The sequence below is a fragment of the Cohnella sp. SGD-V74 genome (assembly GCF_003001675.1).
Lineage (GTDB): Bacteria > Bacillota > Bacilli > Paenibacillales > Paenibacillaceae > Cohnella.
In genome coordinates, this window is record NZ_PVYW01000015.1 from 170,121 (window position 1) to 195,860 (window position 25,740).

At 53.2% G+C, this 25,740-nt stretch carries 18 protein-coding genes; all 18 read right to left on the reverse strand.

Annotated elements, in window-relative coordinates:
- Positions 1-25: 25 nt before the first annotated feature.
- Positions 26-2,167 carry a hypothetical protein gene (locus B0G52_RS22240; RefSeq protein ID WP_094047587.1) on the reverse strand — a complete coding sequence of 714 codons (2,142 nt, stop codon included), beginning with the start codon at positions 2,165-2,167 and terminating at the stop codon, positions 26-28.
- 128 nt (positions 2,168-2,295) lie between these two features.
- Entirely contained in the window at positions 2,296-5,322 is a 3,027-nt protein-coding gene (locus tag B0G52_RS22245) for an S-layer homology domain-containing protein (protein ID WP_158223825.1), read from the reverse strand.
- Between the two features lie 482 nt (positions 5,323-5,804).
- Positions 5,805-9,590 (reverse strand): S-layer homology domain-containing protein, encoded by a 3,786-nt coding sequence (locus B0G52_RS22250; RefSeq protein ID WP_094047589.1) that lies wholly within the window; start codon positions 9,588-9,590, stop codon positions 5,805-5,807.
- Between the two features lie 244 nt (positions 9,591-9,834).
- A complete protein-coding gene (locus tag B0G52_RS22255; RefSeq protein WP_094047646.1) occupies positions 9,835-10,962 on the reverse strand; it encodes a glycosyltransferase family 4 protein in 1,128 nt (375 codons plus the stop codon).
- Between the two features lie 137 nt (positions 10,963-11,099).
- Entirely contained in the window at positions 11,100-11,870 is a 771-nt protein-coding gene (locus B0G52_RS22260; protein ID WP_233162923.1) for a WecB/TagA/CpsF family glycosyltransferase, read from the reverse strand.
- Positions 11,871-11,945: 75 nt separating this feature from the next.
- The gene (csaB, locus tag B0G52_RS22265; RefSeq protein WP_255407503.1) at positions 11,946-13,052 is read right to left on the reverse strand and encodes a polysaccharide pyruvyl transferase CsaB; all 1,107 of its coding nucleotides are present in this window, start codon (positions 13,050-13,052) and stop codon (positions 11,946-11,948) included.
- A gap of 316 nt (positions 13,053-13,368) precedes the next feature.
- On the reverse strand, positions 13,369-13,587 hold the full coding sequence (locus tag B0G52_RS35340) for a hypothetical protein (RefSeq protein WP_143762618.1): 219 nt from the start codon (positions 13,585-13,587) through the stop codon (positions 13,369-13,371).
- A gap of 70 nt (positions 13,588-13,657) precedes the next feature.
- Positions 13,658-15,727 (reverse strand): DUF5693 family protein, encoded by a 2,070-nt coding sequence (locus B0G52_RS22270; RefSeq protein ID WP_094047590.1) that lies wholly within the window; start codon positions 15,725-15,727, stop codon positions 13,658-13,660.
- 94 nt (positions 15,728-15,821) lie between these two features.
- Positions 15,822-17,522: a phospho-sugar mutase gene (locus B0G52_RS22275; RefSeq protein ID WP_094047591.1), complete on the reverse strand. Its 1,701-nt coding sequence runs from the start codon at positions 17,520-17,522 to the stop codon at positions 15,822-15,824.
- Positions 17,523-18,567: 1,045 nt separating this feature from the next.
- Positions 18,568-19,002 carry a 3-hydroxyacyl-ACP dehydratase FabZ gene (fabZ, locus tag B0G52_RS22280; RefSeq protein WP_094047592.1) on the reverse strand — a complete coding sequence of 145 codons (435 nt, stop codon included), beginning with the start codon at positions 19,000-19,002 and terminating at the stop codon, positions 18,568-18,570.
- Positions 19,003-19,163: 161 nt separating this feature from the next.
- The gene (locus tag B0G52_RS22285; protein ID WP_094047593.1) at positions 19,164-19,673 is read right to left on the reverse strand and encodes a CDP-alcohol phosphatidyltransferase family protein; all 510 of its coding nucleotides are present in this window, start codon (positions 19,671-19,673) and stop codon (positions 19,164-19,166) included.
- A 121-nt stretch (positions 19,674-19,794) separates the two neighbouring features.
- Entirely contained in the window at positions 19,795-20,028 is a 234-nt protein-coding gene (locus B0G52_RS22290) for a DNA-directed RNA polymerase subunit beta (RefSeq protein ID WP_094047594.1), read from the reverse strand.
- Positions 20,029-20,094: 66 nt separating this feature from the next.
- Positions 20,095-20,913 carry a flagellar hook-basal body protein gene (locus B0G52_RS22295; protein ID WP_094047595.1) on the reverse strand — a complete coding sequence of 273 codons (819 nt, stop codon included), beginning with the start codon at positions 20,911-20,913 and terminating at the stop codon, positions 20,095-20,097.
- A gap of 14 nt (positions 20,914-20,927) precedes the next feature.
- On the reverse strand, positions 20,928-21,791 hold the full coding sequence (locus tag B0G52_RS22300; RefSeq protein WP_094047596.1) for a flagellar hook-basal body protein: 864 nt from the start codon (positions 21,789-21,791) through the stop codon (positions 20,928-20,930).
- Positions 21,792-21,905: 114 nt separating this feature from the next.
- Positions 21,906-22,904, reverse strand: a complete 999-nt coding sequence (mreB, locus tag B0G52_RS22305; RefSeq protein WP_094047649.1) for a rod shape-determining protein MreB — start codon at positions 22,902-22,904, stop codon at positions 21,906-21,908.
- Between the two features lie 198 nt (positions 22,905-23,102).
- Positions 23,103-23,390 carry a sporulation transcriptional regulator SpoIIID gene (gene spoIIID, locus B0G52_RS22310; protein WP_094047597.1) on the reverse strand — a complete coding sequence of 96 codons (288 nt, stop codon included), beginning with the start codon at positions 23,388-23,390 and terminating at the stop codon, positions 23,103-23,105.
- A 200-nt stretch (positions 23,391-23,590) separates the two neighbouring features.
- The gene (locus B0G52_RS22315; RefSeq protein WP_094047598.1) at positions 23,591-24,724 is read right to left on the reverse strand and encodes an HD-GYP domain-containing protein; all 1,134 of its coding nucleotides are present in this window, start codon (positions 24,722-24,724) and stop codon (positions 23,591-23,593) included.
- 260 nt (positions 24,725-24,984) lie between these two features.
- Positions 24,985-25,716: a M23 family metallopeptidase gene (locus B0G52_RS22320; protein WP_094047599.1), complete on the reverse strand. Its 732-nt coding sequence runs from the start codon at positions 25,714-25,716 to the stop codon at positions 24,985-24,987.
- Between the last annotated feature and the right edge of the window lie 24 nt (positions 25,717-25,740).

A 25,740-nucleotide genomic window follows, 5' to 3' on the forward strand; every position in this document is an offset into this window, starting at 1 on the left:
GTTTTAAGCCTGCTCGCTCTTATTCTTATAGGGATCTATTTACTAACCACGGAATCTTTTGAGACGCGATTAGAGTCTTATACCCAGGAGTAATCTGATAGTATACGTTTAACTGATAGTCCTTAAGTGCGGTGATCAACTGTGTAAGTTCGACATTGTTCCAAGTGACTTCTGCATGATTTTCTCCAAGCTGCAGTTGTGCACTTTGATTATCAGAGCCAGTCTCACCTACAGGCAAGGAGAACTCTTTTTTGAACACAGACTTTGGATTAGCATCCTGAATTTCAATAATAATCTTGTGGTCCTTCATATTGGATTTTTTGATTAAGTCCTGCGTCAATACATAATCAAATAAAAAGGTTACTTGTGATTCCTGGAATGCAATTTGAGTCGACACATTCGTAAAGGATAATTCATAAGATTGGAGGTCTATATTCTTAAGGTTGTCCTGTGCCTTAAAAAGCTGTGGCAAAATCAGTGAACTAGGTTGAGCGTAACCAACAAGCTTTTCTTTGTTCGTTGTCTCATTATTAGCTGAACCTGCAGATGTCTCTAGTAACGCTTTACCAATTACTAATCGAACATCCCCAGTCTCAATCTCCTTCGGTACAATCGCCCATGCATTTACAATTGCCTTGCCACCCGGAGATAACTTATCCTGTACACTCTCAATGTTTGCTGGGTATACTGTTCCATCTTCTTTTTCAAAATATCCAGCTAGTTGTTGGATTAGCGACTGACGTTTTTCCTGGTTTGTCACTTCAAGTCGTGCAGATATTAAATTTGCTGAAGTACCTTCAAACTGATTAAATCGAGTGACTTTTACCGTTGATCTCGACCCAATATCATTAATCTTGTAGCCATCGTCTGGTCTTACAGATGGAATTCGAGTAAATGCACCCTTGTGGTTAAATGCAACCAATTCGATGAGCTCTTCAGTTTTATTTTCACCCGTTTCCTTTTGTTGAATAGTTATTTTTAATTTCTCAATATCAAATGTATAGGGAACGCGACTCACGAGTTGAATGCTTTCAGTCGCTCCCGGCTTAATTGCAATCACCTTATTATTTTGGTTTATCGTCGCTAACTTTTCAATAGATTCATTTAACAAATAGGTTCCAGCGAGAGAAGGAATAGGAAGAGTTTGTTTCCCTCTGTTTGCTATTGTTAGATTTGCGATGATTAAATCATCTTCATCGATTGGTAGGCGATTTATTGAATCAAGTTTAATCGAATACTCACCTTTTGCATTAATGAATGTGTAATATTTCCCAATTTCCTCTCCCTCAGTTACATTGGATTGAGGAAGCTCAAACTGTGCTAATGGGAATAGTCCCTTACCTTCATTGATTGGATACATAATCACAAGTTTCCATCCATCGGTTTTTACTCCAAGTGGAATATTTACTGTCATTGGAAACTCTTGTTCAGCTAAAGGATTTAGAACAGTACCTTTAAGATTGGATACGCTCAGTGGATACATGAGTTTGTCCTTGGTCATTATGTAGAGCTGATAGTCTGGAAGAACAATGGTTCTTTTACCGTCATTTTTAATTGTAACCTTCAGATCTGGTCGATAATAGCTTTCACTTTTGCCAATCGTAGCACTCTTTATTCTGACAGTAGCACTAACATCATCTGCTGTAACAACTCTTGCCTCTCCTGATGGGGTTACAGGATTATATCTCGCTGGAACTGCAATCTCACCCAGCACTCGCGTATATGAAGATGACGAGAAATCCCATTGTATTACTTTAACTATTAAGTCAGCAGCATTTAGGTCCTTACCCACAGTGGCATAGTAACTTAGATCTTCACTTGTTTTTGCTGCAACTTTAAGAGTTTTAGTATTAGTATTTTGCACGTTTAATTTTGTGCCTGATTTTGTATAAATATGAATCCAATAATCAATTAAATTTATATCCGAATTGCTTTGATTATTAATTGTTACCGTTAAGCCAACTGTTTGATGATTATCCGAGGGCATAATTTGTACATTCTTCACAATAGCCGTGACATTCTCTTTAAGCTTAACTGTCCCGAGTGAGGTCGGTTGTAAAACCTTATAATCGTCTTTCGGCGACTCCGCATAAATCGTGTTTTGAAATATTCCTAGTAGTAAACAAAGCGTAGCAATCAATGATACTATCTTATACTTCGGCCTCATACCCACATCTCCTCGAATTATTTTCCTCTATTTATTAAACGACTGAAAGCGCAACTAAGTTGCGCTAATTACAAATATGTATAAGAAAAAGGATGAGGCTTAGCCTCATCCTTTTCAATGCAATAAGATTAGTTGTGGATCAACGTGCTAGCGGATTTACCGTTAGGAGCAGTTGCAGTAACGATAAACTCATACTTGCCGTCGCCAGATGTAACAGTAAAGGTATTGACTTGACCTGTCAATGCATTGATCGAAACGTTAGCACCCGTAACTTCGGATACAGAGTAACGAATACCCGTAAGAGCATCGTATGCATTGATGTTAACGCCAGCGTACTCAACACCATATTGGTCTTTAACTTTCAGATCCATGTTAGTGTAGATGTACGATCCAGCAGTTACAGCAGCATCATTGCTACCTTTAGCCGATACGCTATCGATTACAACCAGATCATTCTTAACCGTCACTTTAGCAGTCAGAACTGCTTGTTCATTGTTAACCGCTTTGTAAACAACTGCCGTTACAGTCGTTTCACCAGCTTTGTTACCAATTACATAGCCTTTGCTGCCAGCTGTACCAACATTAGCAACGTTCGGGTTTTCAACCGTTACAGATGCGATGGAGTCAGGGTAAGCAACGGAGTTACCTGCGTTGTCTTTAACTACGAGAGACAGGGTTTTTGCAACAACACCAGCAGTCGCAACTTTTTGAGGAGTTGTCAACAAGCCGCTGTCAATAGCTGCATACAACGAGGAGATGTTTTCCAGGCTATAGTTCAACGGAACTTTAGTCGGATCAATCGACTCGATCGATACAGCTACTGTTGGAGCAATCGCTCTATACGTCACTGGAGAAGAACCAGCAACTTCCTGTTCAAGTGTAGCTTTAAGAGTACCTTCACCGAACACAGAGTTGGTAGCTGTGAATGTTGCGCCGTCATTCAACGTTCCGAAAGCAGTAGATGGAACGATTACTTCTTGAGCATTGCCTGGCTTAGCCTCATTAGTACCATCTTTACCAACAGCACCAGTGATCGCAGCGCCAATGCCTGTTACCTGAATACCAGAGTCATAAACAACGGAGTTTACAACATAGTGGTTTACAAACTCCAATTTCACTTGATATGGCGTTGCAGCTGCAGTGCTGCCGAAATCATCACCATATTGGTCTTTAACTTTGATCGTGAAGTCCGAGCTAGTACCCAGTACTGTTTTAGCATGTGGCCGCTTAGTAACATCAACTCTTGCAGGAATACGAGCATCTGCTACAGGAATTTGCAGCGTTTTGAAATCGTTAGCGTTTGGCGACAGAATGCTCGCCGTTACGAATACTACGGACTTAGCAGGTGCATTAATCGTCGGAAGAGCAATCTTACCTTTGTTAGGTCCGATTTTAACGATAGAAGCTGTGCCTGTAACGCCGGATACAGTTACTTTAATGCGATCATTCTTAGTGTTGTCGACAATCTCTTGAGCTGTCAGCTTATCGCCGTTAGCATCATATGCATTCAGCGTAACGAACTTGCCGCTGTCACCACTTGCAAGCGTGCCGTCATACGGTTCAAGTTCAAGCTTCGTAGCAACTTTGGATGTGCCGATATCGAAGTTCAGTTTCGCGTTAGCGGAACCGGAGTACAGAGTCAACGTATGAGTCGATGCTTTGTCTTCTTTGTCAGTCAGAGACAGACGAACATCGTATTCATTATCGTTGTTGAAATCGCCAGTTTCAACTTTAGCATATTGTGCATAAGGCACGATGTTATTGTTGAAAGTCACTGGTGTTGCCAAAGTTTGATCATTGGAAATTGGGTTTCCGTATTGGTCGAACAGTTTAACCGTTGCAACCGCAGCGTCACCCGTGTTAACCAGTGCAGTTTTGCCGTTTTGGTACTTCAGCTCACCCAGTTCCATTTTCGTTACAAAAGGAGCGAAACCGAGTTTGAACGTTTTGCTAGCCGTCAGATGAGTGTCGTTGAAGTAAACATAGATCGGAATCATCGTCAAACCAGGTGTTGGAGCAGGAGTTGCTGTAGTCGTGTTCAGCTTAACTACCAGATAGCCATCGCTGTCTTTCGTCAGTTGTTCAGCGTAGTTCGTAACGTTTACCGTGTAAGAAGCAGCGTTGAACGACGCCAATTCACCGTATTGGTTTTCAGCTCTCAAACGAATGCGAGTCGCATTGGAGTGCGCGATTTCATCGCTAGTCGTAGCAAATTCGAGCTTAGTTACCGTTTCTTTTTCACCTTTGAAAGATGCCGTAGCATTTTCAACTTGGTCAGCTTCTAATCCACTCAACGTTACGGAATAGTCCGCCTCAGTAATCTTAGTGCTGGAAAGAGTCAGAGTAGCAGACTTCTTGTCATCAGCCCATTTCGTTTCGGTAGCAACAGTAGCAGTACCACGCTTCAGCGTCAGCTTAGCTTTCTCGGCGTCAACAGCTTTGTCCAGAACAACTTCTACTTTTGCAACGCCAGTTGCTTTAGCGGAAGTAACAGAAACCTTAGCCGGTTCAACCGGGTTCAGCTTCTCGTATACTGCATAGCCAACGTCGATCGTTTGACCGCGGGTAGCAGATGCTTTGTAGTCCAGACCAGCAGCGATCAGACCAGCGTCCAGAGCAGCTTGGATGTAAGGACCAGCCCAAGCAGATGCGCCTTCAACTTCAGCGCCTTCTACTGGAGTAGCGCCAGCAGCTTGAACAGCAACTTTGATCACTTGCTCGATTGTTACGTCGGAGCGAGGATCGAATTTGCCGCCGCCTACGCCGTCAACCAAACCTGCTTTAGCAGCAGCTTCGATTGCGCCGTACCACCATTGCTTGGAGTTAACGTCGGAGAAAGTTGCCGTAGCAGGCTTCTCTTCAGCCAGACCAGCGATAGCGATAGCGATCGTAGCGTATTCAGCGCGGTTCAGCGTGTTGCCCAGACGAGCATCGCCGTCAGGGTTGCCTTTCAGAACGCCTTTATCAACAAGTGCTTGGTATTTCTGTGCAGTCGTCAACTCAGTGTCGGCTGCAGATGCCATGGATGCGAACAAGCCGAATACCAGGGCGAAGGAAAGCAGAATAGATAAACTTTTCTTCATAACCTTTTTTTCTCCTCCTCGAGAAAATATCTGTTGTGTTTGTGTGTGAAAATTATAGCTCGAATCTCTCATCGGCGTTTTCACCCCCTTCCTTGAGAAGAGCATTGTCTATAATTGATGTCTGACGGCATGTCTATTAAGTAGATACATGTCGCAGAAACTTGAAAACTAGCGGATGAAATGCCGAACAAGCACAAAACAGGCAGGGTAAATTATGCCACTTTCCTCATTATACATGAGACGCTCGCCCAGCGTAAAGCAGAAATTCATAGAAGCAATGCGAGAGTTAGTTCCTGAGTCCCTCTCTCGTTGACCCACAACTTTAAACGCATGGAATCTTGAAAAGTTGCGGCCGATTTCAAATTCATCAAAGATTTTCTTCACTTTCGGTGCGAATAAACCGTTTCGTTATGTAAGCCTAATCGCTACTCTAGTATAGCTTGGACATTCCTTTAAATCATTGTCAAATCTTTTCCTATAGAACCAACTTGCAACATGGCATGACCTGGCTCAGAAGAAGAGAGAGCCGCCTGAAGCGACTCCCTCAATATCCTTTATAGCTTCTTAAGCTTCTTCATGATCCGTTCCACGATAACTGCCGCATCGGCACGAGTCAGGTTGGAATTCGGCTCGAAGCGATAAGACAACTTCCCGCCTGGAATGTTATTCGGAATCCCGGAAATGTATCCCGCCTTCTGCATCGCCAGCACCGCGCTTGCGGAGTATACGCTAACCGTATTCGCATCGGTGAAGAGCTTCTGCAGAGCTTCCTTGTCCTTATCCATGTTCGCATTGGACTTCACCAGATTCAGCGCTCTGGCGATCATGACGGAGGCATCCTCGCGAGTCAACGTATCGTTAGGCCAGAACAACCTGGGCGATCTGCCGCGAATATATCCCTTCTTGACTGCCGTCTCAATGTAGCGATAATTCCACAACGCATCCGGGAAGTCGATCGGAATGACATCGTCGAACGTCATATTGTTCGGATCGTACTCCAACGGAATATCCAGCATCTTCACCAAGACTTGAGCGAACTCGCCCCGTGTGATGTTATCGTATACTCCGAAGGAATTGTTGTCTTTATTAAGCATAATGCCTCGGGAGAACATCGTTTCCAGCGCCAGACGAGCATAGCTGTGGCCAACGATATCGCTAAAGCTGTAGCGCAAGGACATAACCGCATAGTAGCCAAACCCGTCAAAAGAGCCAGTAACGGTTTTCTTTTTCGTGTCGACAGTGCCGCCTACGTTAACCCAGCCTTGAGACGTATAACGCCAGATGCTCAGGTTACGAGCAATTGCATCTACGATGTTCGAATCATACTTGATCGTAATCGTACCGCGCTGCGACGGTTCAAGCCACTTATCCGGATAGAAAGAACGAATGTAGAATACGTCGTCGCCATTATCCGTTGTCGCATATGGATGCATAGCATCGACCAACTGATAGTCATTGACTAATCCTGTGCCCCTGAAGTAGCCGGAATCCACCCAGAACAAGTTGGAAGCAAACGTAAAGTTGTTTTTCGGAATCAGACGATCCGTTGCTTCCGCCCTGACCGGTATGTCCTGGAGAATGCCATCCATCGGGTTGCCTTGAAGATCTACCTCGCCCACTGCGTTATAACGCTTGACCGTTCGACCGTCTTCCCGGTCCGCAATCCCGAAGTACAGTTCCTGAGCGTCGAACAAGTTGATCGTCTTGACATCTTGTCCCGGATTTCGGTTCGCCTGTCTCAAGAACGTATTTTTAGGGAATGTGAGCCCTAGCTCTCCCTTGAACAATGAAATCTTGCCTGATGTCGGAAGCTTGGATTTATACTGTGCTGTAACAGAACTATCGCCCGCATAGTTCACGACAAAGGATCCATTAATCTTCTGAGTCCCTTGCTGAACGACGAACTTGATCGTGTTTTTGCCGACTTTCAGATCTTTCAATTCGTATCTGAAAATATCGCCGGTGTCCTTCACCATCGCGTTCTTACCGATCAGTACGGAATCCGCTCCCTCGGCCTTGATGCTGACCTTCAGGAAGTTCGAGTTGATGACACTCTCGTTCGGTAGCTGCGGCGACAAAATCTGGAACGGAGACAAGTCCCGAATGATCGTGAATGTCTCGGATACGGATACCGTACCTTTGCGTACAATAATCGTGATATTCGTCGAACCCGATTGCGGCAGTTTGACCTCAGACAACCGAAGCCGATATTTGTATTCTGGATCCAAATAGCTCGTAACGGCCAAATTCGTATTCGGATTTTCGATATAGAGCTTAACCGTATCCCCGATTTCGGAATCGAAGGTTTCAATCGTTCCCGCGGTAGGACCGGAATCCGTTACCGTAGCTGTGACGACTTTTTTACCATCGATTTGGATCTCTGCGCTGGTAAGTGCTTGAACGTCAAACAATAAATCCAGCGATCTTTCTGTGGTCGTGAATTGTTTATCTCCCGTCGGAGCAAACTTGACTTCAGCGTCATTGAATTTGCGTTTAATATCCAGTATGTTCGAATCCAGCGAAGGTTCAATGACGAATGGAACTGGCCGAACGTTCTGAATCGTCGGGTTATCCTTCGAGAAGAAGTAAACCGTAAAGTTCGTCGAGACAGGTACGCCGTTCGCGACCCCTTCGAAAATCAATTCGTTAGCGCCCGGCAGAAGCTGGAGACCGCCAGTAATCGCAGCCGTAGAATCGAACCTGAAGTCGCCGGGTTTATAGTTGACTCCTCCGACTGTGGTTACAGCCGTGAAGATCTCCCCTACGCCTGACGTATTAATACGATATCTCTGACCGTTCAATTTCATGTAGACGCTATTCAATTCCGCAGCGTCGATCAGGTTAAAGTTGATAACTTTACCTTCGATAACGGGGAGCGCATTCGATTCGAAAATTTGTCCGTTATACACGTTGGTCAATTGAATGGACGGCGCCGGTACAAACACAATCGTACGAACAACGCTGTCAGTGAACGTTCCGTTAGTCACGGTAAACGTCAGCTCGACCGTCCCAGTCGGCATTTTGTTGATCACGATTGCCACTTGCCCAGGGTTTGCTGTCCTCGTGCTGTAAACAAAGTTGGAGCCCGTGACGGCAACTCCGTTTTGTTTTGCAGTTACAGTCGCCGTAACTCCCGAAGGATTAGCCACATCAAGCAAAAGCCACAAGGGAACGATGCTCACTGCGGCATTGTTCGGGAAAGAAGCGGACGATGCAAATGTAATGGCAGTACCATTATCCGTCACATCATAAGCCTGCTTAATATCCGTAATATACGGGGAAGCAGCGTCCCGATAAGTAAACGGAATCAGAATGAACGGCGTGCCGCTCGCGCTCGTATCGCTGATTTTCAAATTGTATTTGCCGTTAGATAGACCGCCCAGGTTCAACGCGGTATCCGTCGTAATTGAATAAGTCGTCAAATCGCCATCCACGACGACACCCGCAACCGGATCATAGCTCGCGTCGCTTGCAATCGGGGAAGTTAATGACGCACCGGTGCTATCGACAAGCTCTACTCTGAACTCCGGAGGAATTGCAGTCGGCGAAGCGTTCGTCCTCAAAATAACTTTCGAGGTAACATTGCCGTTAGGCGCCGTACTGAAAACGGGATCCCCATCCATGGCCGTTCCCGCCCAGTTCACGTCATACGCCGTCAATGATCCGTTAAAATAAACAAGGTAACGGGTAAGCTCGTATGTCTTGGTGCCATTTCGCGCCAGAATAACAAGCTTATTATATCCCCGTTTCAAACCGAGGTTATTCAGCAAGAACGTTGTGCCCGAGCCTCCGAACATCTCTACGCCGTTGATCGTCACGTTGGTGGCGTTAGGAGCATTGACGGAGATCGCCTCATTGGCACGCGCTGTAACGACAGGAGCCGAAGAAGATAAAGGTCTGCCGTCCGTAAGCTTGACTTCGGTAATAACCGGAACGTTGGAGAAGTTGACATAGGCTTCTCCCGAAACGACGTTTCCGACCTGGTTCACGCCAAGAACTGTAATCCGGTTCAGGCCGTCATAGATCGTAACCGCAGCGAACCGGAAAGAGTTGCCGCCCGTAATAATCGGTTGAGTCGAACTGTTGGAAGCTTCGACAGGCTGCCCGTTAACGATCTTCTCGATGCGGTAAGACAAATTCGTTACCGAGTTGAACGTACCGGCGATCTCGATCTGATTGGAGTTTACTTCCGTAGGGGAAGTAGATGATGTACTGAAATCCCGGAACTGAAAGTATATAGGATCGGCTGCCTCCGATTTCGAGGGAGCGATCGGCAGCATCGATACGACCAGCGCCGCGATGAGCAGCCACTGCATGATGCGATTAATCGTCGGTTTCACTTTGATTACTCCTCCTTGTTAAGCATTGGATCCCGTCACTGGCTTTCCGTATTCGCTTGCCGTTACCGATTCACCGCCCGTCTTCTTGCTCTGCCAGCTGATTTAGACATTCCGTATACCTGTTATCGGTCATGAAACTATGAAAGTTTAGCCATCTTCCGCCTTTTTCTCCTAAATTAAGCCTCAAGACATAGTAAAACCCCGAAATGCTTTAGCGCATTTCGGGGTTGCCGATTGGCCTTTATTATTTCCGAGAATGAGTCTGAGGCTTCATCCGAAGCCGGGCCAGGAAGTCCAGCACCGGGCGGCGAGTCTTGTCGACGATGCCGATGAGCTCGGCGCCGATCTGGAGCAGGAACACAAGCGCGCAGATGACGATAAACGTGATCCAGTTGCCCAGTCCCGTGTTCGTAACGGCCGACTGAATGACCGCGCATGTGCCGAAGAACGCCGCGATCGCATAGATAATGAGCACCGTTTTGCGGTGACTGAAGCCGAGCTGCTGCAGACAGTGATGCAGATGGCCTTTATCCGCTTCGAAAATCGGCTTGCCCTTCTTCCAACGGCGGACGATGGCGAAGAACGTATCGGACAACGGTACGCCGATAATCAGCAGCGGCGTTACGAACGACACGACCGTAATCTGCTTGAACCCAAGCATCGACAGCGTCGCCAGCGCGAAGCCGAGGAACAGAGCCCCGGAGTCGCCCATGAAAATTTTCGCTGGGTGGAAGTTGAAGAACAAGAATCCCCCGATGCTGCCGAGCAGCAGAGCCGCCAGCAGAATAACCGCCTCGTTGCTCATGATAATGCCCATCACGAGAATGGTGGCAATGGCGATCCCCGACACGCCTGCGGCCAAGCCGTCCAGCCCGTCGATCAGGTTGATCGCGTTCGTCACGCCGACGATCCACACGATGGTGACCGCGACGCTGACCCATTCTCCGAGCGGCTGCATCGCAGAGCCGAACGGAATGTTCAGCAAGTCAATCTTGACTCCGAAGCCGAAGACGACGATGCAGGCCGCGCCGATCTGCACGAGCAGCTTCAGCTTGGCGTTCAAGTCGTATTTATCGTCAAACGCGCCCAGCAGCACGATCAGAGTGCCGCCCACCAGCAGCGCGCTAATGAGATTGCGGTCGTAAGCGCTCAGATAGCCCTCCGGAACGAAAGGCATCATGCAGAGCAAACCGATGGTGAACGCTGCATAAATCCCTACTCCCCCCAGGCGAGGCATCGTCCTGGTGTGAACCTTGCGATGATTCGGCACGTCGATCGCGCCGACGCGGTAAGCGAGCTTCTTGACCAGCGGCGTCAACACGAGCGCCAAAGCCATTGCCGCAATGAATGAAATAAGTGCGATTCCTAGCATCCAACCGGACAACATTCACAACTCCCCTTTTTTCTGTACCGGAATGAATTATACTCCCGCCACAAGAAATTCAACAAGGTGGTCAAATCGTCGTTTTCAGCCGTTTTTCATGAATTATGCGATTTTCACGAGCCCTTTCATAACGGATTGCCCGCTTTCAGGACTTTATCTCCGTCTTTAATCACTTTAAGCGCAAAACGGGGCAATACCAGCATCCTCCTGAACCGCGAAGGCTCCTGAAGCAAGCGATACAACCACTCCATCCCCGCTTTGCGGAAAATGGCCGGCGCCCGCTTGAGCTTGCCCGACACCACGTCGAAGCTGCCCCCGACGCCCATCACCACAGGTACTTCGAGCTGAGCCTGATGCTTCTCGATCCACGGTTCCTGATTCATCGTGGCCCTGGCGACGAACAGCATGTCCGGATTCGCCTCGCGAATCGCGGCCACGACCTCTTCATCCTCGCCGTCCTTGAAGAAACCGTTCCTGCAGCCCACAAAACGCACACCCGGAAACTGCTTGCTGAGCTTCTCCCTGGCCGCTTCGATGATTTCCGTAGTCGTGCCGAGCAGATACGCGCTCCAGCCGCGGATATCCCCTTCCTTCAGCAGCTCGTGCATCAGATCAAAGCCCGGCACCCGCTCCTTGACCGGCTGGTTGAGCCTGCGGGCCGCCCAGACGACGCCCGAGCCGTCGGGTACGACGAGATCCGCCGTAGCGAGCGTATGATGGAAGGACGGATTCTCCAGCCCGACCATCAGCATGATCGGATTGCCGGTAATGACCCGGTGCGGCGTTCTCGTCTCGATCGCCTTCGTCAAATAATCGACGGTTTCTTGCATATCCATTTTCGAAAACGGCACGCCATACAAAGAAACCGTAGGAAACGGCTTCGTATTCGCATCCACTAAAAGTCAACTCCAACTTATCGGACATTTCGTCTCATCTACCGGGATTCCCCTGAATCGACGTTAGCCTACATATTATTTACGTATGAACGCCATGATTTGTTGCGCGGGTTTGGCAGCTTCTTCCTTAAGCTTCTGGATCACGCCCTGCTTTTCGCTCCGCCACAGCCCGGGATCGCGCAAAATCTGCTCCGCTCTCGCCGCCGCAGCCTGAGCGTCGAGCGCCTCCGTCGAGCCGATCGCCTTCTCGCCAAGACGCTGCAAGAACTGGTCGATCTTCGGATCGTACGAGATGCCGAGCAGCGGCACCTCCCGATTCGCCGCGTAGATCAGCGAATGCAGCCGCATCCCGATGAGCAGCGCGCATCGGCCCGCCTCCCGCAGCATCAGCTGCGGGTCGTCGTGCGCCGGGGCCAACTCGAGCTCCCGCTCGGAGTATGCCCCCGTGCGCGCCAGCCGTTCCATCACGTAGCGGGACGCATCCTCGTCCGCGCCGCGATGGAACGGCAGGAAGCGCAGCCGCAGCCGCACGCCGCGCGCGGCCAGCGCTTCAAGCGCCGCAGCCGCGCGGTCCAAATCCGCGCGGTCGCTGCGCCAAAACCTGACGGACACGCCCACCACAGGCAGCGTGTCCACTCCCAAGGCGCCACTATCGTCGGCGCCATTCCCTCCCGGCGGCAAACCCATCACCGGATCGGGCACAACCTCAACGCGGGACGCGGGAACGCCGTAGCCGCGCAGCAGCGCGGCCGATTCCTCGTCCCGCACCGACACATATCGCGCGCGCTTGAACGCTCGCGCAATCCATGGCTTGAACATCGCCCGATTCACGGGCCCGATGCCCTGCGCATATACAAAAGTCGGCTTCCCGCACCAGCGAGCCAGCTCCATAATCCCTAAATAATACGGAATGGAGCCCAAGCCGGTTGCATCCTGCAGCAAACTCCCCCCGCCGCTGATCAGTCCGTCGCTCGCCTTCAGCGCCTTCCGAACCTCCGCCAGCTTCATACGCGGCACCGCCTCGACCCCGTACTGCCGGGTCGTCCACTCCGGGTCTCCCGACAGCACGACCGGCTTCACCTTCGCGCCGACCGCGTCCGCCGCTTCTTCTAGCGCAGTCAGGATGCTTTTCAGCACCGCTTCATCTCCGCTGTTCTTGACCCCGTAGTACCCCGACAGCACGAGACGATAAGTCCGTTTCCCCGCACCTGCTCCGGCTTCCCGTCCATTCTCGCTCTGAGCTGCACGCGTTTCCGCGCCCGCTTGCCCTTTTCCATCCCGCTGTCCGATTGTCCTCCGCCCCCGTTGCTTCCTTATCTCTATATTTACCTGTAGGATGCTCCAATTCGCCAAGTCCTACATCATGTCATTCGATTTCCCAGCCGTCCACAGTTGCCCAAACATTCCCTGCAACTACTAGTAACGTTACACCATACCGGGTGCCCATTTCCATAAAAATATTTTCATTTTCCTCACGTTCACAGCAAGAGGAGCCCGATTAAATCCGGACTCCTCTTTTCGTACGTTCGATATGTTCTTGTGTCATCTGCACTGACTCGTTTATTGCTGAAGTTCCATAACGTTCAACCATGCGTTTACGACCTTCCCGCATGACCGAAGCAATCTGATCTTGAGACAAGTTAGTCGGCTGAACAATCAGTCCTTGAACGGTAGAAACATTGCGGATGATCCGAGCATACCCTCGAGGCTTACGCATACGATCATCTCCTTAAGCAACTGATCAACCGCTTTTCAGAATCTCACGCTTTAACGTTCCGCGAAAACAATTACCCCGCATCCTCCAAAATCCGCTTGCCCCAGCGTTTCCATAGACGCTCCAGCACCTGCCAAGCGGCGATCGCGACCAGGCCGATCACCAAGCCAAGGCCCAGGCCGAGGATCACGCGAATGAGCGACAACAGCAGCGGCGTATGAATGTGCGCAAACGTGTCCACCATCGATAGCTGCGCAATCGTGCCGGCTACCAGCAGCACCGTCGCCCAGCGGTAACGCAGCGCCAGGAAAATGCCCACGATGAACAGCGGATGTCCAAGCAAAAACTCCTTCGTACGCGGACGTACGCCGAACGTATTTTCCATCAGCGAACGGAATTGCAGCTCAATGCCCGTCACCTGTCCGCTATTGCCCGTTCTGGACAAATAATAGTATCCGACCGCAGCCAGCACGCCGACCCCTGCCATCCAGAGCACCGTCAGCGGCATAGCCAGTATTTTCTTCGCGTTGCCGACGACCGTATTGCCCGAGCCGTACAGGAACACGTACAGCGCCACCAGAGCGATCGGCAGCAGATGCAGGACGCTTACTCCCCGGAACTGCTGAAGCACCAGGCTATAGGAAATATGGTTGAGCATCGCCACCACGAGAGGCACCGCGGCCAGCGACAGTATCGTTGTCCGCACGAACAGCAGCAGTGCTCCGCCCAGCCTGTGCAGCGGCGACATCGTCTGCTCACCCGCACCGTCGCGCAGCACCCGGATACGCTTGACGAGCAGCACGACGGCAGCCGTCGGAGCCGCGATTGCCGCGAGCAGCGCCAGAGCTTGTACCATCAGCGTGGAGCTCAGCACATACAGCCCTGCGCCGCCCACAGCTCCAGCGATCAGAGACGGCAGCATCAGCGACGGCAGGAACAAGCCGATCGTCAGCGCTACCAGTACGATTGCTCCCAGCATCGCAATTCCGCGGAGCACCTTCTCCGCAGGAGCGTGCTCGACCTGGAACGCCTTCGGAGCTCCGACTTCGAAGCCGAAGTCGTGCAGCTGCTTCACGACGCCGACGCTAACCGTATCTCCGTCGTCGTCTTTCTCTCCTTGCAGCACGTCCACGATATTTTTCAGCGGATGCGTCACTTGCCCCTTCGTCGCGTCGCGAACCGAGACCGCATTCAAGTAAAGCAGGCGAATGTTGCGGTCCTTCACGGCCAGCACCAACCGGTCTTCCAGCACCGGCTTCTTGATGACCGTCATCTCCGCCTCGCCTACGGAATGCGCGCGGATCGCATTGTAGCCCAGTTGATTGGCCAGCTTGGACATCCCCTTCTGAGGGATGCGCAAGTTCTCGAAAATCGCCACTCCGATGCCGTGCTTCTTCAGCTCGCCGGCAAAACGGGTGATGCCCTTTTTCTTCTTGTCGTCGTCTCCGAAGCCCGTAACCGCCTCGCCGTCGAACAGCACGCGATCGATTCCCAGCTCCTGATAAGACTTCAGCCATTTCGCAACTTCCGTCTGATCAAACGGGTCGAACCGATCGGACAGCCTCGGGAAAACGAGGAAGCCAGCATCGGTAAGCGACTTGATCGCGATCGGATTCGGCTGCATCGGACGAAGCAGCGCATCGTCGTAGCCCATGCTCAGACGCAAGCCCGTATGGCCCTTGATCGACCAATTCGTCACTTCCGCGCCATGATGACGGAACGCCCACTCGATGATCGGACGAAGCGTCGCTTCGTTTTCCGGATGATTGAACACGACATATGTACCGTTATCCTCCGGAGGAGAGACGCGGTCTTCCAGAAGCGCGGCTTGCGTGGCGTTGTACACGTTCACTTCGCCCGCCCAGCTCAGCTCCTCCAGCGTGCTCTCGAATACGACCATCCCGTTGACTCCTGCGTCCTTCAGCAGCCCGATCTGCTCCTGTACGAAACGCCGGGGATCGACCTGCGAATTCGACACCTGCAGCAAGTCCCGGTAATCCATTACGATCGCGACTTTGTCCGCCGACGTCTCCGTCTGCTCCCTAGCGTAGACGACCGGTAAAGACGCCACGACGCCAACTAGCACGACCCACCATAGCCATTTCGCCATTTTTGCGTTCCATGTATTCAGCCACTGAGGCACAACAGTCACTCCTTCATTTCTAACTTCCCTCTGACAAGCCTTACCGGCCCCTCAGACCGCTATCCCGCACAAACCGTGCGTTTCGCCGTTCCGCCTAAGCCAGCGAATCGACGCGAGCCATTACTGCCGCCGTCAGCTTCTCCAGCGAAGCCGAAGCCTCGTCCAGCCCTTGACCGCGCACCGCAAAATAAATCTTGATCTTCGGTTCCGTTCCCGAAGGACGCAAGCAGAACCACGAGTCGTCCTCCAGCAGGAACTTCAGCACGTTCTCGGCCGGCAAGCCGTCCAGACCCTGCGAGTAGTCCAGCACCTTCGACACGCGAACGCCCGCGATCTCTTCCGGCGGAGCTTCGCGCCAATCGTTCATGATCGCGCCGATCTTCGCTACGCCGTCCTTGCCCTTGAGCGTCCGGGATTCAAGCTTCTCCAGATACGTGCCATACTGCGCATACAGCTCCAGCAGCACGTCGTACAGCGTCTTGCCTTGGGACTTGTAATACGCGGCCGCTTCGCTAATCAGCAAGGAGGCGACTACCGCATCCTTATCCCGCGCGTAAGTTCCCGTCAAGTATCCATAGCTTTCCTCGTAGCCGAAAAGAAACTCATGAGAGCCGTCCTTCTCGAACTGCGTCATCAGCTCTCCGATATATTTGAAGCCCGTCAGCGTGCTGAACACCTTGCAACCGTATGAGGCGGCGATGTCCGCTCCCATCTGGCTCGTTACGATCGTCTTGATGACCGCTCCGTTGCCAGGCAGCTTGCCCTTGGCTTTCAGATTCGACAACAAATAATGAACCATCAGCGCGCCCGATTGGTTGCCCGTCAACACGACGAACTCGCCTTTGTCGTTCTTCACGACCGCGCCCATCCGGTCGCAATCCGGGTCCGTGCCGATAATGAGATCGGCTCCGACTTCGCCCGCCAGCTTGATCGCCAGCGTAAAAGCTTCCTGCTCCTCCGGATTCGGAGACTTGACCGTCGGGAACATCCCGTCCGGCTGCTCCTGCTCGCTCACGACGCTCACCTTCGTAAACCCGGCTTGCGCCAGCACGCGTTGAATCGGCACATTACCCGCACCGTGCAGCGGCGTGAACACGATGCCCAGCTCCGCTCCGGCGCCGCCTTGAATCAGCTCCGGCTGCACGACCTGAGCCGCCACCGCGTCAACGAAACGCTGATCGGCCTCTTCACCCAGCCACACGAGCAATCCTTGCGCCTCCGCCTCTTCGCGGGACAGCCTCTTCACCTGATCGAAGGAAGCGATCGAACGAATTTCCGAGATCACCTGCTCCGCCTGATCGGGAACGAGCTGTCCACCGTCCGCGCCGTATACTTTGTATCCGTTATATTCCGGCGGGTTATGGCTGGCCGTCACGACTACGCCGCCCGTCGCTCCCAGATCCCGAACCGCGAACGACAGCTGCGGAGTCGGTCTCAAAGACGGGAACAGATAAGTACGAATACCATTGGCCGCCAAAACGCAAGCCGCCTCCAGCGAGAACACGTCGGAGTTGCCGCGGGAGTCGTGCGCGATAACCACGGAAGGGGACGAGGACTGGGTGCGGAGAAAGTTCGCAAAGCCTTGCGTCGCTTTGCCGATCACGTAACGGTTCATCCGGTTCGTTCCGGCTCCCATGACGCCGCGCAGGCCTCCTGTGCCGAACTCCAGCTCCCGGTAGAAGCGATCCTCGATTTCCCCGGCTTGTCCGGCGATTCCTCTAAGCTCCTCTTTCGTCGCTTCATCTATATTGGCGTCGTTTAACCATCCTTGGTACAGTTCATTTACAGCAGACATCAATCCCCATCCTTTCTCTTATAAAGGTAATTCAAAAAGTCCGTTTTTGATCACGAAGCTGTTCGGGATGCAGCTGTTCTAACCCGATACTGCCGGCCTGCAGCCTGGCTATACCACAGTTTGCTACTGCAACCCGACTGAGCCGGCTTACAACCCACACGTACCGCAGTTTGCTGCCGCAACCCGACTGAACCAGCTTAGAGCACACGATGTACCACCATTTGCTGCTGCAACCCGACTGAGCCAGCTTACAACCCACACGCACCACCATTTGCTGCTGCAACCCGACTGAGCCAGCTTACAGCACCGATGCACCACCATTTGCTGCTGCAACCCGACTGAGCCGGCTTACAACCCCCACGTACCGCAGTTTGCTGCTGCAACCCGACTGAACCAGCTTAGAGCACACGATGCACCACCATTTGCTGCTGTAACCCGACTGAGCCAGCTTACAGCACCGATGCACCACCATTTGCTGCTGCAACCCGACTGAGCCGGCTTACAACCCCCACGTACCACAGTTTGCTGCTGCAACCCGACTGAGCCAGCTTACAGCACACGATGTACCACCATTTGCTGCTGCAACCCGACTGAGCCAGCTTACAACCCACACGCACCACCATTTGCTGCTGCAACCCGACTGAGCCGGCTTACAACCCCCACGTACCACCATTTGCTGCTGCAACCCGACTGAGCCGGCTTACAGCACACGATGTACCACCATTTGCTGCTGTAACCCGACTGAGCCGGCTTACACCCCCCACGTACCACCGTTTGCTACTGCAACCCGACTGAACCAGCTTAGAGCACACGATGTACCACCATTTGCTGCTGCAACCCGACTGAGCCGGCTTACAACCCCCACGCACCGCAGTTCGCTGCTGCAACCCGACTGAACAAGCTTACAGCCCCACGTACCACCGTTTGCTGCTGTAACCCGACTGAGCCAGCTTACAGCACACGACGTACCACCATTTGCTGCTGCAACCCGACTCAATCGGCTTAGGGTTCCCGACATCGTAGGTAACGTTGCTTCGAGGTCGCTCTACTTGGAAGGATCCGAAAGAGCAAACATCAGCTCGCCCTCGGCGACGACCTTGTCGCCCACGCGAGCGACGCCGCGGCCTTTGCCGATCGGGCCTTTAAGCCGCGTCACTTCCAGCTCGAGGATGAGCGTGTCGCCCGGCTTGACCTGGTCGCGGAAGCGGAAGCCGTCGATGCCGGCGAAGAAGCCGAGCTTGCCCCGGTTTTCCTCCAGAGCCAGCATGGCCACCGTGCCGACCTGCGCCAGCGCTTCGACGATCAGCACGCCCGGCATGACCGGATACTCCGGAAAATGCCCGACAAAATGCGGTTCGTTCATCGTGACGTTCTTAAGGCCGACCGCCCTCTTGCCTGGCTCAAGCTCCAAAATCCGGTCAATAAGCAGAAACGGCGGACGATGCGGGATCAGTTCTTGAATTTGTACGATATCGAGCATTGGCAATTCCTCCTAAATATACGGTGTCCGTGCGCATAAGCCTAAACTGCGCGGCGAATAATACAGGCATCCCTCGGACGAGCTGCAGCAGCCGGGGTTGATATAAGCCGCCAGCCGCCGGTTGAACACGTCCAATCCGGCGGCGGGTTGTTGCTTGCTCCTCAGGATACCCCGTTTATTCTCTTGAATTTCATGAAATAAATGAACGACGCCACAAAAGACAGAACGATTCCTCCCCACAGCACTGGAACGCCTCCCGGCTGATCCAGCAACAGCAGCGTAATCGCCAAATAGTAGATGATCGTCGTCGCTTTGCCCACTCCGTTGGCGGGTACCGTCTTGAGCCCGCGGAAATAAAAAATAGCCGAACCGATGATCATCCCCAGCTCCCGGAAAGCCATCGCGACGAAGGCGGCCAGAGGAAGCGCGCTCTTGATCAGCAGGGCGAGAATGACGGCCAGCATCATCAGCTTGTCGGCAAGCGGGTCCAGCATGCTGCCCGTTACGGTAACTTGTCCTTTGCGACGGGCGATATAACCGTCGAGGAAGTCGGTAAACCCGGCCAGCAGCAGCGTGAGCAGCGCCGCGATCGCATAGCCTTCGAAATACAGCACCAAAAACACGGGAATTAAAACGAAGCGGGACATCGTAAGCAGATTTGGCACGTTCATTCCCGCGTTCCCCCCGTTTCTCTCAAGTTCCCCACCATTATAACGCTCACCCCTACAAATGAAAACTCCCCGAGCAGAAGCCGGGGAGTCGCAGTCCCGGTTGCTAGGCGCAGACCATGCGTTAAGCGCCCTCCGCGAACACGAGATCATACATATGCTTCCAGGTTTTCATATCGAACACTTCCGACATGGGCTTGTCCCCCAGGACGGAAAATCCGATCGCGAGTCCAACGATAAGTGCGGCAACGCATAGAACAGGTATAATCAATAGCTTTACGCTCATCCAAACGACTCGGGCGATGACCTTGCCTGCGGAAGGTTTGCTCTTGCCGTTCGAACGGGAAGGTGCTTTCATGAAAAATTCGTCTCCTTCGACGAGCAACGCCGCGGATCTTGGTCTAATTCCGACCCGCCTCTCGCATCAAGCGCGCAGGTTGTTCGCCAGCCCCATCATCTGTTCGCTGGAGGACAGCGCCCTGGCGCTCAATTGGTATGCGCGTTGCACCATCATCAAATCGCTCATCTCATCCGCCATGTTCACGTTGGATTGCTCCACGAAACCTTGACGAACCGCTATGCCGGCTGCATTCACGTCGGCCGGTTCCCTAACGACGCCGTTCGGATCCACGCCGATCGGAATGCCGTACAGGTTGTCCGCCAGCGTCTGCAGCAGCTCGGCGTTGGTCAGTTCGACCACTTTAAGCTGCCCCAGCGCGACGGTCTCGATGCCGTCGGCGGCAACCGCGGTCAGCGTACCGTCTTCCGAGATCCGCAGGTCGTAGCCATTCTGTATGCGGACCGGCTCGTCTCCGACCCCGATCACCCGCTGCCCGGTATTCGTGACGAGAACTCGTTCGTTCTCCCCGTCGGGAAGCAGTTGGAACGGGCCATGGCGCGTGAACGCCCGAGCTCCGTCGACCGTGCGGACTTCGAACAATCCGTTGCCCTCGATCGCGACGTCCGTCATGACGCCGGTTTCCTGAAGAGCGCCTTGGGTCATATCCGTACGCATCGACATCAGACGCGTTCCCCAGCCTTCGACGAGACCGAGCGGGGATTTTCTCCCCGGCTGGTTGAAGTCGTTCAGCTGATTGTTGACACTCGTCAAAATGTCCTCGAACACGGCCGTCTTGCGCTTATAGCCTACCGTATTCGCGTTGGCGAAGTTGTCGGCGAGCATATCCAGCTTCTGCTGCAACGAACCCATGGATACGGATGCGGTAATCATGGAACTATTCATTTACTATGCCCCTCCTACACTCTGCCAATCTCGTTAACGGCTTTCTCCAAGCTGCGATCGTACGCTTGAATGACCTTCTGATTCGCTTCGTATGCCCTGAACGCGGCCATCAGATCGATCGAGGCCTGCGTAATGTCCACGTTGGAACGTTCCAGGAAGCCCTGCCGCACCTCGACCTGGTCTTCCGCTTCGATCTGCCGGAGGCCGTTCGCTTCTCCCGCGTAGCGGAAGCGGCCGTCTCCTTCGCGAACGAGCAGATTCGGATTATCCACGCGCATGATGCGAAGCTGAGGGGCGCCGGGCAGCGGCTCGCTCGTCTCGCCGTTGACCAACCGGCCGTTCGCCGTTACGGTAATCGCATCCCACGGCCGATCCACGACGATCGGCTGTCCGTCCGCACCCGTCACCGGATAACCATCCGACGTCACCAGCGTGCCGTCCGGCGCGGTCTTGAAGCTGCCGTCGCGCGTATAACGTTCCTGTCCCGCGACGTTCACGGCGAAGAAGGCTTGGGGCTGATACGTAATCTGCCCGTTCGCGTCGACGAACTTGCCCGATTGGTCGAAGTTCACTCCGTCCACGAAAATATCCGATACGAGCGCCAAGTCCTGGCTGCGGTAAGTTTCCCTAAGATCGCCCTGCGCCATGCTCAGCAGGTTCTCCTCCGCGAATACGCCTGTGCTGAGCTTGCCCAGCTTGCCGTCCGAGGGATTCGGTCCGCCCATGGCATAGACGAGCATCTCCGGAAACGTGCGATTGACCGCATTGCCGCCCTTGAAGCCGACCGTATTGATATTGGCGATATTGTTCGTGATCACGTCGTGCCGCCGCTGCTGGGCGATCATTCCCGAAGCGGCCGTATACAGCCCTCTTAACATGAAGCCTGTCCTCCTCGCGTATGCTTGGTCTCGGTTGCTTCCGCCCCGACTGACCGGCGGCCGCCGCGGCTCCCTGAGCCGCTCGCAGCCCCGGCCGGTCGCGGAGCGTTCCGCTTATCCCAGCTTGCGGGTCATCTTGTCCAAATGATCGAGCATGATTCCGGTTCCCTTAACGACGCAATGCATCGGGTTTTCCGCGATAAGCACCGGCACCTTGATCTCGTCCGCGAGCAGCGCATCCAGCCCGTCGAGCAGCGCGCCGCCCCCGGTCAGAATGACACCGCGGTCGATAATGTCCGCGGACAGCTCCGGCGGCGTGCGCTCCAGCACGGACTTCGCGGAAGCGATGATCGACATGATCGGCTCCCACAGCGCTTCCCGCACTTCGTCCGAATGGATCGTGACCGTGAGCGGCAGGCCGCTGACCATATCCCGGCCCCGGATATCCATCTCTTCGCGGCGGCCGCCCATGTAGACGGTGCCGATCTTGATCTTGATATCCTCGCTCGTCCGTTCGCCGATCAATAATTTATATTTGTTCTTTATGTATCTCATGATCGCGGCGTCGAACTTGTCCCCCGCGACTTTAAGAGAAGAGGCGGTTACGACGTCGCCCATGGATAGAACGGCGACATCCGTCGTACCTCCGCCTATATCAACCACCATATTGCCGCTGGGCTCGAAAATATCCATCCCCGCTCCGATCGCGGCCGCTTTCGCTTCCTCTTCGAGGAACACTTCCTTAGCGCCGCTTCTCTCCGCTGCCTCCCGAATGGCCTTCTGCTCCACCGACGTAATGTTCGTAGGGGCGCAGATCAGAATGCGCGGCCTGCTGTACCAGTTCTTGCCTCCGACGCGCTGGATAAAAGCCTTCAGCATCATATCCGTCACTTCGAAGTCGGCAATTACGCCGTCCTTAAGAGGACGAATGGCGATAATATTGCCCGGCGTACGTCCAACCATCCGATGGGCTTCTCCCCCCACCGCAAGCACTTTGCGACTATCGCTTTCAATGGCTACCACGGAAGGCTCGTCGAGTACGACTCCCTTGCCTTTTACATGAATGGATACGTTCGCCGTACCCAGATCGATGCCGATGTCTTTGCTAAACATGCGTCTTTTATCCCTCGCCAAAATGGAGTGTCTAATATTGTAATAGTATAATATTCGATGCATGCACGGCAAATCCTTCTTTTCAACGATTCGGAAAGGATAAAATCCGACATCCTTCTCCGAATCGTCTCCGCCAAGCCGCTTCAACGCCCGCAGAACGCCGATAACGCCTTTGCTTTTTCGACATCGTCGGCCAAATTACGCTTTTCCTGCGGTCATGACCTCCCGCTTTTTGACGGTCGTCTTCTTGTACTTGATCTTCGTCGCCTCTCCTCCTCTCAGGTGCCGGATCGACTTGTGGTACTCAAGGATGTGCTTGACCTGGTCCGCCAGATCGGGGTTGATCTCGGGCAGCCGTTCTGTCAGGTCTTTATGCACCGTGCTCTTGGAAACGCCGAACTCCTTGGCGATCGTACGAACCGTGTTGCGCGTCTCCACGATGCAGCGGCCAATCTTGATCGTGCGTTCCTTGATATAATCGTGCACGCTCCCGCCTCCCTGCTGAAATAGATTGGTACAGTATATGAGGGGCGCGGTCACTTATTCTAGATTGCCAAGCCTGACAAGCTAGGAAAGTCCCTTTTTTGACGGAAAACATAGGTCCGACGGCGGAAAAGCTGAATCTTTAGCCCTAGAAAAAAAGACGGAAGGGACTTTCCCCTTCCGTCTGTGGAGCGGTTTGGCGGCTATTTGTCGGCTTTGCTGACGATGACGACGTTCGTATGCGATTGCAATTCCAAAGAATACGGGACAATGACGTCTCTTCCGTCGCTCTCGCGGTACACTTGGACGAGCGGTCGTTGAATCGGACGGCCTGCCGTCTCCATGACGGTCGCAAGCTGACCCGTGCTCAACTGTACCTTAGTCGAGACCGGATAGATGATGACGTGTCCCAGGAACGAGCGAATCAGCTCCCAATCAAAATCGTAATTGCCCGACGCCGACAAATATTCGATCGCCTCCGCTGGCCCGTACGCGTTTCGATGATGGCGAGGGGAGCCGAGCGCGTTGTAGACGTCCGCGATCGCGACGATCTGCGCGTACTCCGGAATTTTATCGTTCGTCATGCCGAGAGGATAGCCGGAGCCGCGATACCGTTCATGATGGAGCAAGGCGCATTGCGCGGACAGCAGCGGAACCTCCTTCATCCCCTTGAGCACCCGGTAGCCTTCGCTCGTATGCTGGCGCAAAAGCTGCTGCTCTTCTTCGTTCAAGCTCCGGTTCACTTTCGTGAAATCCGCAGGCAATCTCGTCATGCCGACGTCGCAAAACATCGCGCCCATCGCCAGCTCGTACTTCTGCGATTTGTCCAGCCCCCGCACGGCCCCCATGATGCTCGAGCACAGCGTAACGTTCAGAGCATGCTCGAACAGCATCCGGTCCGTCTGCAGCATGACGCCCAGTTCCTCCGCGAGCGCCGGCTGGCGGGAGATCTCCAGCACCATCTCGCGGAACTCCTGGCGGAAGTTGGCCTCCGGGAACGGCAGCACGATCTGTTCCATCATCGCTCCTCGGCTTACGAACTCGCCGATAATCCTCCCCGCTTCCTTGCGGGGCTTATCGTCGTTCTTCATCTCCGCGATGTCCGGCCGCTCCCAAGCGAGCGCGCTGCCGCTCCGCTTCTTCTTCTCGTAGCCTTCGTCGGATTGGCCGTGGCGGCTGGACAGATGTACGTACTTGATTCTAAGAGTCTTTAATCTCTGAATATAGTTCTCCGTGAGAACGGTTCCAGCCTCCAGCATGACCATACCGTTGTGGTTCAGCACCGCTCTCTCCAGTACGTCCCCGGGCTTCAGTTCCGCGGCACCCACGATCCTCATCCCCGTACTCCCCTTCGCCTGATCGAATTCCTGCCATGTCGTTATTGCAAAATTATGACATATCTCCCCGTTTCATGTCGAGAGCAACCTCTGCAGGGGCTGTACCTTAAGGCACGATCGGGCCATTAAGCACGTCCAGCGTGCTTATCACTCGCACCGGGACCCACCCCAAGCCATTAAGCACGTACAGCAAAAACGGTCGGTCAGGAGTAGACCTCCTGACCGACCGTTTTCATGTTCTACCTTTCTAGACTGCCCTGTTACTCTTCCGACTTGATCAGCTCGTTCGGATTAACGGATACGCCGTTCTCCCGAACTTCGAAGTGCACGTGGGCGCCTTCGCCCGGCTCAAGCTCGCTGTGGCCCGCCGATGCGATTACGTCGCCTTGCTCTACTTCGTCTCCCGCTTTCACTTTCAGATCCGTAAGGCTTTGATAGACGGTCACCAAACCGTTCGGGTGCTCGATTTGCACCTCATAGCCGTTGGTCGGCGATTGGGCGGCGACTTTGACGGTTCCGCTCAGCGCCGCCAGAACCTCGAACGACTGTCCGTCTTCGCGGGCCAAGTCGGTCGCCATATGCGGCGTGAACGTGTTCTGATACTCGACGGTGGCGGCTGCGCGCTCTTCCACGGATGCCGAAGCATCGTAGAAAGGCATCAGCGTCGTCATGTCTTCGATCTTCTCTACCGGCCAGCGAAGCGTTTCACCGTTCGCGAGTACGGCCGATGCTTCCGGACTTTCCTGTCCGCTCGAGGCGGCTTCGCTCTCGACTCCTGCTTGACCGGGGATTGCCGGATCTTGCTGATCCTTGCCCGTGTTCAGCCAGAGAATCGTTACGATAATTGCTGCCGCGGCCATGTACGCTGCAGGGAATACCCAGCGCTTGGAGAGAAATTTCTTCCATCCGGTAGGCCTAACAGCGGGAGACGTGCCCGCAATCGACTTGTGGGATTCTTCGATTTTGCGTGGCGTTTTGTTTCCTTCATTCATGGTTTTCATCACCTCAGTAAGCCA

Coding starts and splice junctions, on each gene's coding strand:
- mreB (WP_094047649.1), bottom strand. CDS start 22,904: ATGTTTAGCAAAGACATCGGCATCGATCTGGGTACGGCGAACGTATCC.
- B0G52_RS22240 (WP_094047587.1), bottom strand. CDS start 2,167: ATGAGGCCGAAGTATAAGATAGTATCATTGATTGCTACGCTTTGTTTA.
- B0G52_RS22320 (WP_094047599.1), bottom strand. CDS start 25,716: ATGAATGAAGGAAACAAAACGCCACGCAAAATCGAAGAATCCCACAAG.
- B0G52_RS22285 (WP_094047593.1), bottom strand. CDS start 19,673: ATGAACGTGCCAAATCTGCTTACGATGTCCCGCTTCGTTTTAATTCCC.
- B0G52_RS22290 (WP_094047594.1), bottom strand. CDS start 20,028: ATGAAAGCACCTTCCCGTTCGAACGGCAAGAGCAAACCTTCCGCAGGC.
- B0G52_RS35340 (WP_143762618.1), bottom strand. CDS start 13,587: ATGCGTAAGCCTCGAGGGTATGCTCGGATCATCCGCAATGTTTCTACC.
- B0G52_RS22295 (WP_094047595.1), bottom strand. CDS start 20,913: ATGAATAGTTCCATGATTACCGCATCCGTATCCATGGGTTCGTTGCAG.
- B0G52_RS22245 (WP_158223825.1), bottom strand. CDS start 5,322: ATGAGAGATTCGAGCTATAATTTTCACACACAAACACAACAGATATTT.
- B0G52_RS22300 (WP_094047596.1), bottom strand. CDS start 21,791: ATGTTAAGAGGGCTGTATACGGCCGCTTCGGGAATGATCGCCCAGCAG.
- B0G52_RS22255 (WP_094047646.1), bottom strand. CDS start 10,962: ATGCTAGGAATCGCACTTATTTCATTCATTGCGGCAATGGCTTTGGCG.
- fabZ (WP_094047592.1), bottom strand. CDS start 19,002: ATGCTCGATATCGTACAAATTCAAGAACTGATCCCGCATCGTCCGCCG.
- B0G52_RS22315 (WP_094047598.1), bottom strand. CDS start 24,724: ATGAGGATCGTGGGTGCCGCGGAACTGAAGCCCGGGGACGTACTGGAG.
- B0G52_RS22275 (WP_094047591.1), bottom strand. CDS start 17,522: ATGTCTGCTGTAAATGAACTGTACCAAGGATGGTTAAACGACGCCAAT.